Raw genomic sequence first — 18,039 nt, 5'->3', positions numbered from 1 at the left:
TAGACCCTACACATTTGATTCGTCGAAACTTTGTTCAGTTTTCAAAGATCTAAATCTATTTGGTTGATTACCTCAACGCAACTTAATCATCTTATCATCATGATTTAAAACTGTCAAGAACTTTTTTAAATCAATTTAATTTGAATCATTTGGTTGGTTGCCTCAAACGCAACGTTAATAAGAATAACAAAACATTTTTAAGCTGTCAACAACTTTTTTTATTTTGTTAATGAACTTATTTGTTGGCCGGTAACAGCAACGAGTAATACTATACCAGTATAAAAATACTCGGTCAAGAGATTTTTGATATTATTTTAAAATAAAAGAACTTATTAGTCATAACTAACAAGTTCCTACTATATAAGAGCCTTTTTAATTAAATTGTGCTTTGACGTAATGACTCAGCCGTAAAACGACTGGAAAAGCAATGACACCACCTAAAACGGCTTGCACGGCATTGGTCGGAATCCCAATCAAGCCAGTTGGAACAGCATATAGAATTGAATCTGACACAAAATATCCGACAACCATCACCAGACCGCCAACTGACATCGCTACTAATTGACGACGCTTAGACTTACCAGCACCTAATTGGCCAACTAGCCAGCCTTCAACACCATGCACAACCAAAGAAAATAACATATACTGTGAATATCCAGAAATCAGATCCAAAATAAAACCACTTGCACCGCCGACGATTACCCCACCACGCCGACCAAACAATAAAGCCGCAATCATAATCCCAGCATCACATAAATTCACATTACCATGAGTCATCGGTACTGGAATAATCAATAACCGCGAAATCACCACAGTCACCGCAATTAATAATCCTAATAACGCAATCGTACGGGTCGAAAGCTTCGTTGATTGAGGCTGCATAGGCCATCTTCCTTTCTATCTGTTAGCGAAAGTTTCCACTTAAATTATGAGCAATTTTTAATTCGATTTTAATTTTACTACATTTATTCGAAAATAACAGACTTGCACTAACAAAAAACGTCTTCGAGACTTATCTCAAAGACGTTTTTCTGATTCGCTTAAACTAGTTAACCCGCGCTAAGAAATACTTCTTCTTACCACGACGAACAATCACAAACTTACCATTAAAGGCTACGGTTGGATCGATCTCAGCATCAACATCCGTGATTTTTTCACCGTTAATCCGGATCGCACCGTTTTTAATATCTTCACGTGCTTGACGACGTGATGGTTCAAACTTGGTTGCATCAACTAACCACAACACAATATTTTGCTTTTCAGTTGAGACTTCAGCTGAAGGTACCCCTTTGAAACCTTGTTCGATTTCATCAGCATTCAAGTTTTGCACATCACCAGTAAATAACGCCTTGGTAATATTTTCAGCTTCAACAACAGCTGCTTTACCATGGACAAATTCCGTCACTTCTTCAGCTAAGCGACGTTGCGCTTCCCGCTTTTCAGGCGCCGTCTTAACGGTTTCTGCTAATCGGTCAATTTCTTCATGGCTCAAGAACGTGAAGTACTTCAAGTATTTCACAACATCACGATCATCTTGGTTAATCCAGAATTGGTAGAATTCGTAAGGTGACGTCTTTTCTGGGTTCAACCAGACAGCCCCACCCGCCGTTTTACCAAACTTCGTGCCATCAGCTTTCAACAATAATGGGATCGTTAAGCCGTATGCTTTAGTGTCATTGCCTTCCAAACGGTGAATTAAATCAGTTCCGGCCGTGATATTGCCCCATTGATCGGCACCACCAATTTGTAATTGGACGTGTTCAGCCCGGTATAGATGTAAGAAGTCGATTGATTGTAAGATTTGGTACGTAAACTCGGTGTAAGAAATCCCGACTTCAAGTCGACTAGCAACCACTTCCTTATTGAGCATCGTGTTGACACTGAATAATTTCCCGTAATCCCGTAAAAAGTCAAGTAAGGATAGCTTCGACAACCAGTCATAGTTATTGACGATTGAAAAGTTCTCATCAGAGCCAAACAACTTATGCATCTGTGCATTCAGGCCATCTTCGTTATGCTTGACCTGGTCCATCGTTTGTAAGACCCGTTCAGAGTTTTTCCCAGAAGGATCCCCGATTGCCCCAGTCCCACCACCAACGACGACGTAAGGATGGTGACCAGCTAATTGGAATCGTTTCAAAATCATAAAGGGAATCAAATGCCCGATATGCATACTGTCACCGGTAGGATCAATCCCACAGTATAGGGAAACAGACTGTTGTTCAGTTAATGCTTTCAAACCAGCTTCATCAGTCTGTTGATTGATGGCGCCGCGCCACTTTAAATCATCGATAATGTTCATGTTGGTTCCTCCTAAAATTAGTTACCGGCTAAAACAAAAAACTCGCCCCTGTTTAAAAACAGGGACGAGTTTACCGCGTTACCACCCAAGTTATCACTAAAAATCGTGATCTCTCATGATTAATAACGCAATCAGCCGGCCGAAATGGCAGTTCACTTTATGTAATTCATCGCTAGTCACAGCTCGGTTCGCACCATCCACCGAGTCGCTTAACTGTTGGACTAGCCACTACTCATTAAAGGTCACTACTTTTAATTGTTATCTCATATCATAAGCAATCCAGCCTGAAAAGTCAATCACGCTTTACGGGTTCGCATCGCGTTAATCAACGCAACCAAATTCAGGACAATCAAGACTAACAAAACACCTAACGCGACCGTTGAGCCCCAAGCTGTACGTTCAGCATTGGTCCCACTCGCTTGAGTTTGGACAGCCGTAATAACGGCAGACACAATCGAGGTCCCGGTTGCCCCCGCAAATTGTTGCAACGTATTAAAGACCGCATTACCATCGGCTTGCTGGGCAACGCTTAATTGACCCAAGCCACTGGTCATCGTGTTCCCCATCGTCAAGCCCATCCCAATCATCAATAAGATGTACAGGCTTAAGATCAATTCACCCGTTAAGTGCCGCCCCAACACTGTAAACAACGCTACCGCAATCGCTAGAATCATACTTCCAGTGAGAATCGGTTTCGCCGCACCAAAGCGATCCAAAATTCGCCCTCCTAAAGGCGCAAAAATCGCCCCAATCGCTGCCCCAGGTAACACAAACAACCCAGCTAATAACGCCGACTTGCCATTTACCAGCTGAATATAATTCGGCAAAATAAAGGCTAAGCCCAGCGCATTGATTTGAACTAAGAAGAAGCCGAGTAAATGCCAATCAAATGACGCGGTTTTAAAAATGGACAGGTTGATCAATGGCTGCTTAGCTCGCCGCGTCAACCCGATAAAGGCCGCTAACCCCACTAGCCCTAAGCCTAACCAACCCAGCACTAGCCACGGTTGCGTCCCTAATCGTTGCAAGTTGCTAAAGGCCATTGTAAAGCCAACAAAGACAACCACGATTGCTAGCCACCCGGCAACATCAAACCCAGCTTTCGTTGTGGGGGACGCCTGACGAATGGCAAACAGCCCCAGCACTAACGAAACGATTAGTAACGGCACTAGCAAGATGAAAATCCAATGCCAGCCTAAATTACTGACAATGAGCCCTCCAAACGTCGGTCCTAAAGCGGGGGCAATCGCCGTAATTAACGTCCCAATTCCCATCAAGGTGCCCCGCTGCTGATCAGGGGTCCAATCTAAAATGATATTGAACATCAATGGCAGGGCAATCCCCGTCCCCAATCCTTGAACAAGTCGCCCGACCACTAACATTGGAAAACTAGCGGCACTGGCATCAATCACTAACCCGGCCATAAACAATAAATTAGCCGTCACAAATAACGAACGCGTCCGAAAGCGCCGTTTTAAAAAGGACGAAATCGGGACGATCATTGAGACCACCAGTAAATAGGCGGTGGTCAGCCACTGTACCGTGGCCGTATTAATGTTAAATTGCCGCATTAAGACCGGAAAGGTGATATTCATCGCCGTTTCGACAATCACCCCACAAAATGAGAGTAGTCCAGTTGCCACGACCGCTAAAATTAATTTTAAGTCGACTTTTTTAGTCATCAGTTCAACTCCTAACAATTAATAGTTCTAATACGAACTAATTAACTAGTATAACACACGCTTTCAAATTTTAAAGGGGTGACTCTACGTTGACTTACCAGACCAGCTTGCCTATAATGCTCATTAGTTAAATAACGAACTATTAAGGAGATGCGGCTTATGCAACATTCTATCGGTATCGCAATCAAAAAGGCCAATAATGCTTTATCTCGTGACTCGGATCATTTTGCGAAGCAATTGGGCTTGTCTGGCATGCAAATCAGTACGATCAACTTCATTGCCGACCATGAAGCCACGCAAGACATCTTTCAACGTGATTTAGAACATGAATTCAATATCCGTAAAGCAACGGCCTCTAGCTTAGTGACGACCATGGTAGCCAAGGACCTCTTAATTCGCGTGCCCGCTGCCAACGATGCTCGTTACAAGCGGCTACTGCTGACACCTAGCGCCCGCCAATTAGCCACAAAGATTGAAGCTTTCTTCGAAGCTAGCGAACAGCGTATCCAAGCTCTACTCGGTCCAGCCTTCGACTCAACCTACACGCACCTAACCCAGATCAGTACTGACTTTACTGCGAAAGCAACCGATCAATCAAAAAACGACTAGCCAATTGGTTAGTCGTTTTTTGATTAAGCTAAAGTATTTTCGCCAGTCGCAAATAGCACCGCGTGACCACCCATTAAGACACGATCACCTCGCCATTCGCAATCTAATAAACCGACCCGCGCCGAAGCCTGTTGTGCACGTAAATGATGCTTGCCTAAGCGTTGGGCCCAGTATGGAATCAAGTTCGAGTGTGCTGATCCCGTCACCGGATCTTCATCCACTTGCAATTTCGGGTAAAATGCCCGTGAGACGAAATCAAATGTCGTATCTGGTGCCGTCACAATGACGCCTAACCCCTGTGTCAACGCTTTAACTTTCGCCAAATCTGGCTGTAATTGTCGCACGGTGGCCGCCGTGTCATAGACTAGAAACAAGTCCCGCGCCAAATAAGCTTTAGTGGGCGCACTACCCATTGCCGCCGCAAATGCTGGCTTATTTTCAATTGGCTTGGGCATCAAGCTTGGAAAGTCCAAATAGTAAGTCTCACCGGAACGGGTCGCAAACAACGGTCCCTTTTGCGTTTGGAAGCTCAACTTGTCAGCTGCTGGCTCATAATATGTAAATAGCACGTAAGCGGTGGCTAATGACGCGTGTCCGCATAGGTCAATTTCTTGTTCTGGGGTAAACCAACGTAAATCGTAGTGATCGCCATTTTTAACCGTAAAGGCCGTCTCTGATAAATGATGTTCCAACGCTAATTGTTGCATCACCGCATCGGCCGGCCATTGATCTAAAACATAGACCGCCGCTGGATTACCTTTAAAAACGGCATCATTGAATGCATCGACTAAATAAAACTTCATCTTCGCCACTTCCTCTAACTAGACTTGTCAAAATCGACATGTGCTAATTTTAATCTAATTCAAATTATTTTGCAATCGTTTTATCATAAATCCAACTAACTCGCGAGTACGCCATATAGCTAGATATGCTTGGTGCTAGTTGGATTACATTGCCACTCTGGTTGGCCCAGCATCGGCTGGAACGTGGTGGCCGCGTTTGCGAGCCAAAGTACGGTCTCGCAAGCCGGGGGTTATCTAAGCCGAAAACCACGGCTAAGATAACCGACACCACTGAGCCAATGCTGGGCCGCCCGTCGTTAAATAACGGGAATTAAAAAAATTAACAATTGATATTTTAAGTTCAGCTATTTAGCCGAGATATTGAATGCTAAACTACTCAGCCGTATCACTCCAGCATTTTAGCATCCAGCCGGCAGAATGATTACTCAATTAAATTGGATCAGTCCGCAACTGAACACAAAAAACTAGGGATTCAGAAGTCATTTGCTGATTTCTGAACCCCTAGCTTAAATTCTGCTTGGTTAATAATGTTTCAACCACTTAACACTTAGTCCAATGATCCGCCTGATCGGCAAAGTGTAAGTGAGGCATCGTCACTAATCCGTGCTTTTGTTGTCCCACCGCATCGGTCAATGTTAACGTTCGTTGACCAGATAATTGCCAATAACCATCGAGCTGATGTTCCCCAATTGTTAACTGATAGCTGCCGTCAGCTCGTAACTTTAATCGTTGATCGGCTAGCCGCCAAGTTCCAATCACGGCCGTTGGTTGTACCGCTTGCGCCGTCCCCGGATCCAGCTTTTGGACCGTTAACGCTGATTTAGTCACCCTAGTTGGCACAACCGGTGTTGTCAGCTGACTGGCACTGACCGTTGTGACCCCTAATAGGCCAATCATTAAACAACCCCAAAGAAATTTTTGCATCCTGCCACTTCCTTTTGCGACACAAAAGGCGCTGGACTAGCCAGCACCCTAAATTGTGGTGCTTTAATGACGTTGCGCATCCGCCGCAATCTTTAACGCGGTATTGGCTTGTTGCCCCTTAACTTGGTAGACCTGATCAGCTTTTTGCCATTTAACGGTATTCGCTTGACCAGATTGTGCTTGATCATAGACCGTCACAGAACCATGGGTGACATTAGTCGTTGTTAAGTTGTGCTTTTCAAGCTGATTATTCACTTGTTGGGCAAACTTAGCGGGATTCTTTTGCACGTCGGCCGTATTGGCAATCGCCGTTACTGACCAATTATTCGTGTTCCAATGGACATAAACGCGACCCATCGTCCCTTGCAGCTTAGCGGTAGTCCCATTGCTTAACGTCACGGTATCACCTTTGACATTGTTAATGTAATCAACCTTATCAGTGGCAGTATGCTTAGTATTATAAGCTGTCTTCTGGTAAGTCGCGGTTTTAGCGCGCGTGCCTGACTTCACATAGCTGACCCGATAATTCGACTTCGTCCCGCTAGCCGTCGTTGCTTTGACCGTTTGATCCGTGGCTTTAACCGTCGTTGGGGCTGCTGTTTGACTAACAGTCGTTACATTGTTAGAAGCGGCATGCAGCACATGATTAACCGAGGGTACAGCGATTAGTCCAATCGCTAACGCCCCAGTGGCCGTCGCGATTCCTAATTGAAGCTTTCGTTTAAATTGCATCAAAAATAACCTCCTAATTCGTCACGTAGTTCTTATTAGCTGTGATATATTGTCCATTAGTCGTCACAAAGTAACGTGAGCCAGTCGAACGGCGACCAACTTTTTGAATGGTTAGCTTCGTTCCGGCGGCCACCCCATTTTGCCGATAAGCCTTCTTCAATGATGACTTCGAATAGGCATAAATCTTCCTAGTCGTCGTAATCGTCTTACTGCTTGGCACCGACTCGAGGTAGGCAGGGGTAGAATATTTCACGTTAGCACTGACATAGCCTTGACTCGTCTTTAACCGGCGAACTTTACCGTTTTTGATCATCTTGGCTTTTAGTTGAGTCCCCTTCTTATACTTAGCGCCGACTTTATGTTTCAAAGCAGCATCCGAATACAAGTTTAAATTACTGGTTAAATTATAGGCGCCATGTTGTCCATACCAGTAGGCATCAACATCTTGTGATAAGACCCATTGATTCAAGCCGCTCAGGTACAGTGCTTGGGCTGAATTACCACTATTAACCGCTTTTACGGCTGTAATCTTATAGAATTTCTGTTTAGCACTACTTGGAATGGCAGTATTCGTTCCATAATAAGTTGACGCAGCCTTATGCACATAGGCATGCTGACCCAACTTATATTTACTGTATGCCGTCGGTTTGGCGGGAGTCACCGGCGCTGGCTTGTTGCTCGAATTGTTGCTCGTATCAGTGGTGACATTATTCGTCACCCCGCCAGCTGCCGTCCACCAACTAATCGGATGCACACTAACCGTGGCGCGACTGTTATCAATGTACTTGTTCAACGCTGACATGTAATAAGCGTCCGTATATTGCCACAGCGCAAATGGAATCGTTGGTGTATAAGAATAGTTGGCAATCCACTGCGCATCAAAGGTCTGCCGCGCCGTATTGGCATACGTCGTTGCAAAGGATTGATAAGAATAGAAAATTAACTTTTTATTCGTCAATGATCGCATCTCATCATACCAAGCTTTAACCGCCGCATTGGTTGTCCCAGACTTAACCGTATTGACTTCAAAGTCCAAGACGTAAAACGCCGCATTTTTATTGGATCGATTGTAGAAATCTTTAGCTTCTTGCTTAGCATCGCTTGCACTCACAAACTGCGAGTAAGCATATTCGCCAAATGGCACCCCGTACTTCACATACAAATTCGTATTATTAGCCGCGTATTTATCAATATAGTCTGAACCATATTGACGCCGGTTAATAACAAACGACACATTTGGCTTCATATTCTGAACCTGCGTAGCCGTTAACTTCCCCTGCCATTCAGAAATATCGGGAATTGCGGCCGTTGTCGCCGCATTAGCCGTGACCGTTTGGGTAACACCCAGACTAACGACTGCCAACGCCGCGATAGCTAACCCCTTAGCCGCAGTTTTTAATTGTTGTCTATTCAATGTTTGACCTCTCTCTGTTGTTTAACAACGTTTACTCACTAACTCAAACCCTGATTAACCCGTAGCCCCCCTTAAAGTTATGTTGGAAAACACCTAATTCGTTAAACCTTTTGTCATCCCTTAATTTTTATGTACAAAAAATTCAATATTTTCCAATTACTTTAATAATAAGCTAGTTTTCTTTAGATTCGACAACATTAACGTTGCAATTAAGTTACACAACCTTACAAAAGTTTGAAGAAAATGTAATAATTGAAAAAATTCACACTGTATTTTATTTCAGTTGCGTTGGATTTCAGTGACTTGTAGCCTGATACTATAGAATTTGAATGCTTGATGCTAGTTGGTTTAAGTTGTCACTTTGGTTGGACCAGAATCGGCTGGAACGTGGTGGCCGCGTTTGGAAGCCAAAGAACGGTCTTCCAAGCCGGGCTTTATCTAAGTCGGAAAATCACCGACCAAGATAAACGACACCACTGAGCCAATTCTGGCCCGCCCGCCGTTAACTAACGGTGGTTAAAAAATTAACGATTGATTACTTTCAGTTCAGTCAATTTAGCCGAGCCGTTGGTTTCTAAAATGCTCAGCCGTGTCGTTGGCCTTAATGCGAGTGGTCTGCTCGGACTTAGACCAAGGTCAGTTTTGAAGACCGGGCTTCAAAATGGCTCATGGCATTCCAGCATTTTAGGAACCAACCGGCAGGCAACAAGTTCAACTAGCACCAAGCGTAATTTTGGTGGGGGATGACGTGAGATATAGTTGGGGGTAAGACGATATGGTTTATTAGGTTGGCTTTTAAGTTGCCGAAATGTGCTCACTTGACCTGTCCACTCCACTTGGCTAGGCAATGCTCATGGGCAACCCGGTCGCACTCACACTCTTATTTGAAACGTGCTCGTTCAGGCTGAGGATTCCGCTTGCTACGCTAAATGACCATCCGGAAAGCCCGCCGGATACTCATTTGGCTAGGCAATGCTCACCCTCAAACCACCTTCACTCACACTCTAAATAAAAAAAGCTCACGAAATTCGCGAACTCTCCTTTTACAAACACTTATTCATTTTACTGACAATAACTGAACCTCACCGGTAGTCTGCCGATGCTCCTCCAAAGATTTTTATCCAGTTAATTACGAAAAAAATACTGTGTTGGCACGCCAAAATCATCATGCAACTGCTGGACTTCTGCCGTATTCCAATGCGACCGACCGTGGAGTTTGTTCCATACCGTGTTCACACTGCGACCGATTGAATCTGCCAAGTCCTGCTGGGTAATCCGATTCTGCTTAAAATAAGCCAATAACAACACATCATTATTAGGTTCCATTTGACCACCCTCTTTCTTTTGTTCCCCATAAGGGAATCTTACACCAATTAAGCGTTATCATCAACATTTAATTATAGCTTTTACCAAAATTATGGGTAAAATAGGGATGAGGTGGCAGTGGATGTTAGCAGATGAACTAAAGCGTACCCGGCGATCAGAAAAGTTAACCTTAGCCGCGGTTTCGCAACAAATTACAGCTCAATACCATGTCCGGATCTCACCTTCCATGTTATCACGTTACGAAAATGGCTACTCAATCTCGATTAATCATCTCTTTGCCTTAGCCGCTTTCTTTAACATTAATTTAGATCCGCTCGTGCAAGAATTTGCGCGGACTGGTGAGCGTTATCAGACTCGATAGCTAAAAAAATCCCGCTTAGTCAAATTGACTGAGTGGGATTTTTTTAATGCTCTAAAGTTAACACGATGGCTTGGCGCCCCATCTGCTGATAAGCCGCAGCAAAATCGGTCCAGTTGACCGCTTGTTGCTTGTGACCATACGGATTATTAATGTAAATCACCTTTTTAGCGCGGTTAAAACCAACAATCACCACACTATGCATGTCATAGGTCACTTTAACCGGACCAGTCGGCGTCTGCCACGTCTGTAAGCTGCTAACCGGGGCAAACGTCAATGTCGTTATGGTCCAGACGGGCCGGCCCTTTTCCAACTGCTTAATTACCGCTGAGAAGTCCGAACCGGTCAAATCTTTGACCTGACTCGTTTGCGTCTTAGCTAACCGATAAATAGGGCCATGGTTAACCCCTAATCCCGGTTGATCACCAGTAATATCACCAACAAAACCCGTATTCGGGTTACCACGTTCGCCATTGTCATAAGTTAAAGGCACGCTCGGCAATTTAGCTGCTAACGCATTCTTTGAGACATCCAGATGATGATAGGCTAACATCATCGCTAGTGACGTGACTTCACACCCATTATAAAGTCGTGGCGCCGTCATTTGATTAATCAATGGCACATCTAACTTGACCTGCTTGGTTACCTTGGACTTAGCCGTAGTAGTTGGTTTCGCAGTCAAGGCGGCATCGATCCAATCCGAGACTTGGGCCACGGTGACACCGGCCACGGCTAAAACAACGCCGATAATCAGCACTACCGGCCACCGGCGCCGCTGCATATGTTTTGGCATGCTTTCACACCTAATTTCTATCATCGTTAATTAAGTTAATTAATAATATAATTCATACTATCCCTGATGATGATAACATTAAATATATTACAAAATAACTCCAGCTTCCGCTTAAGCAACTAGCGGCCAACTGACATCGACCGTTAAGTAATCGAGTAAGCTCAACGCCCGACGCGTCGGCATTGCGGTTAACCAATCATGTTGCATCGCACGCGTGTAGATTGCCGTGGTTGCAGCCGTCGTCCCTTCAATTAACGTAAAATCAAGCTGACTATGACGCAACTGCCGTTCCATCATCCGAATGGCCGCCAATTGTTGCCGTTGTCGTCGTTGCTGATACCATTTCACCTGACTTTGCGTTATCGATAAAATACTATCCGGACTAGCCAGCATCAATCGCGTGGTTGGCTGGGCATTTAAAACAGCGATTAAGGATTGTGTTTGCGCAACCAGCGCCTTAGAATCTAATTGAGCTAAGATAATATCTTGATCAATTGCCGCCGCAGTTAACCCACCACGATCACTCAGGTCGCCAGTTAACACGGTAACGTCGGCGGGCCAGTCCGAACGATGGACCGCGGGGGCGTAGACGGTTAAAGTAACTGCCAGCATCTGATCAATTGTTTGTAAAAGTTGTTGAATGCGTTGTTGCGGGATAATCCCCGCGATTAAGATATTTTGCATCCTAATTAGCCCCTTTCAATACTGCTTATTTTGATAAGTTATAGGGTACTAGCTTCTAGTTAGTCGAAGGCAAGCAAAAAGTTACCTTTTTTTGCAAATTTTACGTGGCAACGATTACAAATTGATTTATGATTAATAATGTCAACTTACAAACTGTTTCTAGACTAAATTTTTTAACAAATGAGGTGTTATATCTATGGAAGCGCTCCTGTACGCTCTCTCGCTAACCTCGGGCGGCTATGAAATGATGATTTTTATGCTAGCCTTCCGAGAGTATCTGACTTGGAAATTAAGTGCGGTTTGGGTCAGCCTAGTCATCTTCTTCGGGATATTTGGCCAATTAGCCACGGTCTGGTTTCCACAAGTGCCACTTGTCTTTTTCTGGGTCGTCCCCATCACCGTCGTCAACACCATTATGAGTGCCCGGCTACTGTATACCAAATGGATCTTGATGTTGCCGTTATCAATCTTTTTAAACGCCGTCAAACGATTAATCGGCGGCTTGGCCGGGGTATTTTTAAAATGGTTAATGTCTTCCGATGCCCCCATGCGCTTACGGCAATCGATTCACATGCATGATTGGGCAGCCAATCTGAACTTATTTGGCGCCGTCGTCATCTGTTTACCAATCATTATCATCATCGGGCTGCTCGCCCATCGATGGGTGGTTAACGTTTCAGCTGCCGACTTTTTCCAACACGCCAAGATCGACCATAGCGACTATTGGCTGGTCCTATTATTCTATGGCCTATATATCCTGGGATACGCTTACGTCCTAGAACTAAACGTTGTTTTACAAATGTACGTGGCAATTGCTGCTTGCATTATTTTCGGCATTATCGGCTTTTACTTAGTCAACAGCAAAAACAGCCGTCTCACCGATGCCCAATTGCTCCGGCAAATGTCCAGTTATAATGAGCTGCTCAGCCATCGGAATCAGGAGCTCCACTTATTCAAGCATGACTACCAAAACATCTTATTAAGTATGTCACAATATATTCAAAATCAAGATGTCCAAGGATTGCAGCACTATTTCGAAAATGAAGTCCTCCCGGCTGGTAATAATTTAAAATCCAGCGCGGGACCTGAACAACTCCGCGACTTACAAGCACCAGAAATCAGCGGCTTGATTTACTCTAAATACGAGGCAGCCGCCAGTCGCCAAGTCAAGTTACAACTAGCCATTTTACAACCGATCAAACTGCAACCCAATGCGCATATTAAAATCGTCCGGATCTTAGGCAACCTATTGGATAACGCCATTGACGCTGCCAGTCAAGTCGATCATTTAGTTAATTTATTAATTACTTTGGACCAACAAGCTCACACCGTTCAATTCGTGATTCAAAACAAAATCTCGGCTAACGATACGATTAATTTAAGTCGCATCAAAAAGAGTCGTTTTACCACTAAACCAGGCCACTTAGGGTACGGCCTTAGTAGTATTGAGCAACTGGCGACTAAGGAAGTTAACGTGGCTTATCAGATTGCCGAACAAACCTTTACGGCCACGTTAACAATTGAAAATCCAGTCACCGATACTCAGCTTTAGAAAATCTTAATTTGCTAAATTCGTGAACTTATTTACAATTAAGGTAACGACTCTGAGTGGAAACGGTTACATTTACCGATCAGGCCACTCTTTGGAAAGGACTTGAAATCATGTCACAATCCGAAGACCAGATGGATAAACATCTACAAAATGCCATCTTTGGTGCGCCGGTCTTACATCCCGACGAACAGCATCGTAACTTAGGGACTTTTCACGAACGCTTAGACTTGGGGATTACCTTTACCCAAGCGCTCCTGCGCGACTACTCGCCTGAATTACGAACCGAAATGTTAGCTCATCCCAACTACCAATTGTTACTGCATGGGCTGCTAGACCAAGATATTCTCGACCGTTATATTTGTTTAGCAACTAAGAATCAAATTCGCTTCGCCATTCGTAACGACTTGATGTATCAGCATCAGCCCGATAGCTTAGCCATTGCCTTAGCTGCTCCCATGGCGATTCATCCACCAACGATCAATATCGATGACCGGTTTCCACTAACGCCGTTGACCCCCACTTCCCCGGTGCGCCGGCAATTATTGATTGACCGGATTCACCAGCATCTGGATAAGAATCGGTCCGTATTTCGACAACGCCATCATTTGGAGTGAGCATTCAACTTGCCACTGGGTTAAGCATCCATGACTCACGATGTTAGTTAGGACTACCGCCTACCAGTTGGTGCTAAAGTAACTAGTTACACTTAGTGCTAGTTGTAATTGCCGCCTGCCGGTTGGTTCCTAAAACGCTGGAACGCCGTGGGCCATTTTGAAGCCAAAGTTCGGTCTTCAAAACTGGCCTTGGCCTAAGTCCGAGTAAACCACTCGCACTAAGGCCAACGACACGGCTGAGCATTTTAGGAACCAACCTCTCGGCTAAATAACAGAACTGAAAACATTTTTTAACACCTGCTAGTTAACGTCAGGCGGCCCAGCATTGGCTCAGTGGTGTCGTTTGACTTAGCCGGTGATTTTTCCGGGTTAGTCAAAGCCCGGCTTGTGAGACCGCTCTTCGGCTCACAAACGTGGCCACCACGTTCCAGCCGATTCTGGGCCAACCAGAGTGGCAAGTTCAATCCCAAGCCCCAAGCGTCATCAAGGTTTAAACAACACGTAAAAACAATGCACCAGAAAAGCCGCCCTGAAACGAATCAGGACGGCTTTTCTATTAAAATAAGTTTAAAATTGCAATCGCAATTGGCGGCACTAATAACGCCGGCAGTAAATTCAATGTATTGATCTTTTTAATATTTAACAACCCTAAACCAGAAGCTAAGATTAAGATACCACCAACAATCGTAATTTCATTAATCAACGTGGTGCTTAGTGCCGAGCGCAAGACTACCGCCAAGACGTAAATCGACCCTTGCCAGAGAAATAACACGCCCGCTGCAATGGCGATACCGAACCCAAACGTTGACGCTAGCACAATCGAGGTAATTCCATCTAACATCCCGTTAGTAAATAAGAACGTATAGTCATGTTTCAATGCCGCTTCAATCGGGCCCAGAATCGATAACGAGCCGATGCAATACAATAAAATTGCTGTCGCCAGCCCCTCCGCTAAGTTACCGCCAGAAAACCGGCCGACTAGCTTATCAAAGTGCCCTTGCAGATCTAACGCCTGTCCAATAATACCGCCCAGTGCCAGGCTGACAATGAACAAGACCGGATACTTACTTTGCGGCATCCGCTGAACGACCGCATTAATCCCAATAACTGTTGCCGCTAAACCTAGTGCTTGCATTAAAATATCATGATAAGCCGGCTTAATCCCGTGCTTAAAAATACTCCCTAATGTACAGCCAATTAAAATCATACTGACGTTAAAAATCGTGCCAATCATGCTGGTTCACCCCTATTTGTTAGTTTCTCTAGCATAAAGTCTCTAGTTACTAGAGGGTCAAGTCGTAATTGGCAACTGAATTCGCGTCACCGATTGACTGACATCATCGGTAATCCCATAATCAATTAGCGCCGTCTCTAAGGCGGCCGCCCGGAGTTGCCAATGATGCTCACGGCACATGGTTAACAATTGTTCATAATATGGACCGGCCTGCTGATGCGTTCCCGCAAACGTGAGCTGCAGTGCCGCGCCGCCCGGCAATAGCTGTTGACCAGACTTCGGCTGATCCCCTGGTTCAAACGCCAACAATATGCCACTATATTGATCGAATCTACCAGCCCTCAAGGCGTCTACTGACAATGACAAGGTGATTTTGCCCAAAAAGACATCTTGTGCCAGATCATAACGTTCCCGCAACTTGGCAATCACCAATTCAATATCGTCCTGCGCAGTATAAGCTTGCCGCAAATATAACACTGGTTGCGGTGCTAATGTCACCAATTTAGGGACGCTTAACTGTGCTTGCTCAGCTTGTTCAATCTGCGTTAGTCGCGCCGTGAGCCGTTGATCGATGGTGTGCAACGTTGCTAGTTGCTCAGCGACCGTCGCTTGTTGCTGATGTAAGAGTTGTTTGAGTTTCGGCAAGTCGCGCGCGGCGAAAAAATCAGCGATTGCTGGCAAGCTCACTCCCAGCGCCCGAAAGTACTTAATCGTACTCAGGCGCTCAAATTGCGCCGTTGAATAATAACGATAATGACTGGTCGCGTCAACTTTAGCTGGCGTTAACAACCCCAGCTGGTCATAATAGCGTAACGTTGGTATCTTCACATCAAACAACGCCGCCAACTGCCCAATCGTAAAATACGCTTGCATCTTATTCCTCCCTCATGGCAAACAAAAAGGGCTGCTTAACAGTCCTTTCGTTAATTTCAACTTTACTTGGTCCCGGCCGCAGTCGTTTTGCCCGCACGAATCTCAGCTAGATATTGCGTACTTTGATCGGCATCAAATTCATGCTCTGACTTACCAATAATCACGGCAGCCAGTGAATTACCGGCCACGTTGACCACGGTCCGCCCCATATCAACTAACCGGTCAATCCCGGCGATAAAGGCCAACCCTTGAACCGGGACGCCAATCGATGAGATGGTTGCCAGTAAAACGACAAATGAAGCGCCCGGCACGCCGGCAATGCCTTTGGACGTAATCATCAAAACAATCAATAACGTAATCTGCTGACTCAATGACAAATGAATCCCATAAGCTTGTGCTAAGAATAACGCTGCTAATGATTGATAAATCGCTGACCCATCCAAGTTAAACGTATACCCAGTTGGAATCACAAATGACACGATGCCTTGACTGACACCATACTTACCCATCTTATCAATAATCTTCGGCAAAGCTGCTTCCGAACTAGCCGTTGAAAAGCCCAGCACCATTTCATCACGAATCACCCGTAATAAATGCCAGATATTTAACCCGAACGCCCGCGCAACTAAGCCCATCACGACCACGATGAAGATCGCCATCGTCACATAAGCTAAGATAATAAAGTAACCTAGCGGCGCCAAGGCTTTCAGACCCATTTGGGCAACCGTCACGCCAATTAGGGCACAGACCCCAATTGGGGCGGTGTGCATGACCCAATTCGTCACTTTGAACATCGCTTCTGCTACGGCGTTCATAAAGTCTAAGATCACTTTTCCTTGGTCACCAATGGCGGCAGTCCCTAAACCGAAGAAGACGGCAAAGAAAATCACCGGAATCATATCGCCATCCGCCAATGATTTAAACACATTGGTTGGGATGATGCCCATGATTGTCGACCAAATACCATTATGTGAGACCGTCTTGGCGGTAGCGACATATTGACTAATATTACTGCTATGGAGCTGATGAATATTGATGTAATCCCCGGGGTGAAAGACGTTGCCGACTAGTAGTCCTAGGGCAATCGCTACCGTCGTCATCAGTTCAAAATAAATAATCGTCTTGCCGCCAATCCGGCCAAGCTTTTTCAGATCACCCATATTGGCAATCCCCGTAATTAAACAAGCCACCACAATTGGCAACACAATCATCTGAATCAGACTGATAAACATCGTCCCAATATTTTGCATTGCCGTAATCGCGGTCTGATTCCCATAAAAGACCACGCCTAGGACAATCCCAAGGACTAACCCGACCAAAATCTGCCAACCTAAGCTCAATCGAAAATGGTGATACCGTTTCATTTGTGTCCCCTGCTTCACATCGCTCGCTCCGTTCCCATTTCTAGGTATTTTGGCTAAAAAAGCCAAACAATATTAACAGTTTAGCACAAATTATTAAGAAATGAGAAACTAATGTGAAAGTAACCGTTTTACTTAGTGTTTTTTCGTCAAGCGGTCATAAATCGCAGCACTGACCCAATCGGCCGTCCACATCCATAAGACGTGCCCGATTGCTTCTGAAACGTGTTCTTCGGTCGGCTGATCTTTGGCACTTGGAATCGTTCCGAGCGCTGGTAAGAGCCCATGATGAAATGCCGTCCAGATACCTAAACCAAAGAGCGCACTACTACCAGCTTGGGCCTTGGGATGTTTGCGAGCCCATAAACTATAGGCCACTGCAAAGGTCGTCGAAAAGCCGAAGTGCATCATATAGCTGACTGCAGGCAATTGTTGACCAGAATACGTATAGGTGGCATGGGTGACGCTAGCTGGTACCCCAACCTGTTGCAATAATTGCTGTGGTGGATTCGTTTGATCCCGGTCAGCCGTCCGTGGTGGCAAGATATTCTCCCAGCCAAGCTTCACTAACCCTGAAATCACCCCACCAGTAATCCCCGCGATCATCGCGGCTTTTTGATTAAACTGCTTTTTAGTCATTTCCTGTTAACCTGCCTTTCACATCATTAACTTTATGATACCAGTCGTTTACTTACAATCGAAATATTTAATCCTTGCGCTTGGTGATAATTGAAGTTGCCGCCTGCCGGTTGGTTCCTAAAACGCTGGAACGCCATGG

18 protein-coding genes and 1 other annotated feature are annotated in these 18,039 nt (G+C 45.0%); of the genes, 4 read left to right on the top strand and 14 right to left on the bottom strand.

Going from position 1 to position 18,039, the window contains the following annotated elements; translation table 11 throughout:
* Positions 1 to 372: 372 nt before the first annotated feature.
* The 3 genes from FFM80_RS10235 to FFM80_RS10225 form a co-directional block, all read right to left on the bottom strand.
* Complete coding sequence (locus FFM80_RS10235) at positions 373 to 882, bottom strand: ECF transporter S component (protein WP_137640702.1); 510 nt, start codon at positions 880 to 882, stop codon at positions 373 to 375.
* Positions 883 to 1,045: 163 nt separating this feature from the next.
* Entirely contained in the window at positions 1,046 to 2,302 is a 1,257-nt protein-coding gene (gene tyrS / locus FFM80_RS10230) for a tyrosine--tRNA ligase (RefSeq protein ID WP_137640701.1), read from the bottom strand.
* Positions 2,303 to 2,359: 57 nt separating this feature from the next.
* Positions 2,360 to 2,557: a binding site (T-box leader), on the bottom strand.
* A gap of 41 nt (positions 2,558 to 2,598) precedes the next feature.
* The gene (locus FFM80_RS10225) at positions 2,599 to 3,984 is read right to left on the bottom strand and encodes a DHA2 family efflux MFS transporter permease subunit (protein ID WP_137640700.1); all 1,386 of its coding nucleotides are present in this window, start codon (positions 3,982 to 3,984) and stop codon (positions 2,599 to 2,601) included.
* A gap of 159 nt (positions 3,985 to 4,143) precedes the next feature.
* Between FFM80_RS10225 and FFM80_RS10220 the strand changes: the two genes are divergently transcribed.
* The gene (locus FFM80_RS10220; protein WP_137640699.1) at positions 4,144 to 4,593 is read left to right on the top strand and encodes a MarR family winged helix-turn-helix transcriptional regulator; all 450 of its coding nucleotides are present in this window, start codon (positions 4,144 to 4,146) and stop codon (positions 4,591 to 4,593) included.
* A 23-nt stretch (positions 4,594 to 4,616) separates the two neighbouring features.
* On the opposite strand, the gene FFM80_RS10215 is transcribed toward FFM80_RS10220, so the two are convergent.
* The 5 genes from FFM80_RS10215 to FFM80_RS10195 all read right to left on the bottom strand — a co-directional run bounded on the left by FFM80_RS10215 (position 4,617) and on the right by FFM80_RS10195 (position 9,792).
* Positions 4,617 to 5,396 carry a PhzF family phenazine biosynthesis protein gene (locus FFM80_RS10215; RefSeq protein ID WP_137640698.1) on the bottom strand — a complete coding sequence of 260 codons (780 nt, stop codon included), beginning with the start codon at positions 5,394 to 5,396 and terminating at the stop codon, positions 4,617 to 4,619.
* Positions 5,397 to 5,936: 540 nt separating this feature from the next.
* The gene (locus FFM80_RS10210; protein ID WP_137640697.1) at positions 5,937 to 6,320 is read right to left on the bottom strand and encodes a hypothetical protein; all 384 of its coding nucleotides are present in this window, start codon (positions 6,318 to 6,320) and stop codon (positions 5,937 to 5,939) included.
* 63 nt (positions 6,321 to 6,383) lie between these two features.
* Positions 6,384 to 7,052, bottom strand: a complete 669-nt coding sequence (locus FFM80_RS10205) for a hypothetical protein (protein WP_137640696.1) — start codon at positions 7,050 to 7,052, stop codon at positions 6,384 to 6,386.
* 13 nt (positions 7,053 to 7,065) lie between these two features.
* Positions 7,066 to 8,466: a DUF5776 domain-containing protein gene (locus tag FFM80_RS10200; RefSeq protein ID WP_137640695.1), complete on the bottom strand. Its 1,401-nt coding sequence runs from the start codon at positions 8,464 to 8,466 to the stop codon at positions 7,066 to 7,068.
* 1,125 nt (positions 8,467 to 9,591) lie between these two features.
* The gene (locus FFM80_RS10195; RefSeq protein ID WP_137635782.1) at positions 9,592 to 9,792 is read right to left on the bottom strand and encodes a helix-turn-helix domain-containing protein; all 201 of its coding nucleotides are present in this window, start codon (positions 9,790 to 9,792) and stop codon (positions 9,592 to 9,594) included.
* Positions 9,793 to 9,913: 121 nt separating this feature from the next.
* Here FFM80_RS10195 and FFM80_RS10190 point away from each other — a divergent pair, with 121 nt between their 5' ends.
* On the top strand, positions 9,914 to 10,153 hold the full coding sequence (locus tag FFM80_RS10190; protein WP_171001081.1) for a helix-turn-helix domain-containing protein: 240 nt from the start codon (positions 9,914 to 9,916) through the stop codon (positions 10,151 to 10,153).
* A 43-nt stretch (positions 10,154 to 10,196) separates the two neighbouring features.
* On the opposite strand, the gene FFM80_RS10185 is transcribed toward FFM80_RS10190, so the two are convergent.
* Positions 10,197 to 10,943, bottom strand: a complete 747-nt coding sequence (locus tag FFM80_RS10185) for a C39 family peptidase (protein ID WP_137640693.1) — start codon at positions 10,941 to 10,943, stop codon at positions 10,197 to 10,199.
* A gap of 111 nt (positions 10,944 to 11,054) precedes the next feature.
* Positions 11,055 to 11,627 (bottom strand): NAD(P)H-binding protein, encoded by a 573-nt coding sequence (locus FFM80_RS10180; protein ID WP_137640692.1) that lies wholly within the window; start codon positions 11,625 to 11,627, stop codon positions 11,055 to 11,057.
* Positions 11,628 to 11,871: 244 nt separating this feature from the next.
* Between FFM80_RS10180 and FFM80_RS10175 the strand changes: the two genes are divergently transcribed.
* Together FFM80_RS10175 and FFM80_RS10170 are read left to right on the top strand one after the other, a co-directional pair.
* A complete protein-coding gene (locus FFM80_RS10175; protein WP_223877336.1) occupies positions 11,872 to 13,179 on the top strand; it encodes a sensor histidine kinase in 1,308 nt (435 codons plus the stop codon).
* 110 nt (positions 13,180 to 13,289) lie between these two features.
* Complete coding sequence (locus FFM80_RS10170) at positions 13,290 to 13,793, top strand: YueI family protein (RefSeq protein WP_137640691.1); 504 nt, start codon at positions 13,290 to 13,292, stop codon at positions 13,791 to 13,793.
* Positions 13,794 to 14,349: 556 nt separating this feature from the next.
* On the opposite strand, the gene FFM80_RS10165 is transcribed toward FFM80_RS10170, so the two are convergent.
* The 4 genes from FFM80_RS10165 to FFM80_RS10150 all read right to left on the bottom strand — a co-directional run bounded on the left by FFM80_RS10165 (position 14,350) and on the right by FFM80_RS10150 (position 17,900).
* A complete protein-coding gene (locus FFM80_RS10165; protein ID WP_137640690.1) occupies positions 14,350 to 15,027 on the bottom strand; it encodes a DUF554 domain-containing protein in 678 nt (225 codons plus the stop codon).
* Between the two features lie 57 nt (positions 15,028 to 15,084).
* Entirely contained in the window at positions 15,085 to 15,900 is an 816-nt protein-coding gene (locus tag FFM80_RS10160; protein WP_137640689.1) for a MerR family transcriptional regulator, read from the bottom strand.
* Positions 15,901 to 15,962: 62 nt separating this feature from the next.
* Positions 15,963 to 17,264, bottom strand: a complete 1,302-nt coding sequence (locus FFM80_RS10155; RefSeq protein ID WP_137640688.1) for a cation:dicarboxylate symporter family transporter — start codon at positions 17,262 to 17,264, stop codon at positions 15,963 to 15,965.
* Positions 17,265 to 17,396: 132 nt separating this feature from the next.
* Complete coding sequence (locus tag FFM80_RS10150; protein WP_137640687.1) at positions 17,397 to 17,900, bottom strand: YagU family protein; 504 nt, start codon at positions 17,898 to 17,900, stop codon at positions 17,397 to 17,399.
* Positions 17,901 to 18,039: the final 139 nt, after the last annotated feature.

The sequence above is a fragment of the Lactiplantibacillus dongliensis genome (assembly GCF_005405105.1).
Taxonomy (GTDB): domain Bacteria; phylum Bacillota; class Bacilli; order Lactobacillales; family Lactobacillaceae; genus Lactiplantibacillus; species Lactiplantibacillus dongliensis.
Note: the sequence above shows the minus strand (reverse complement) of the source record. Positions and strands in the feature narration are given on the sequence as shown.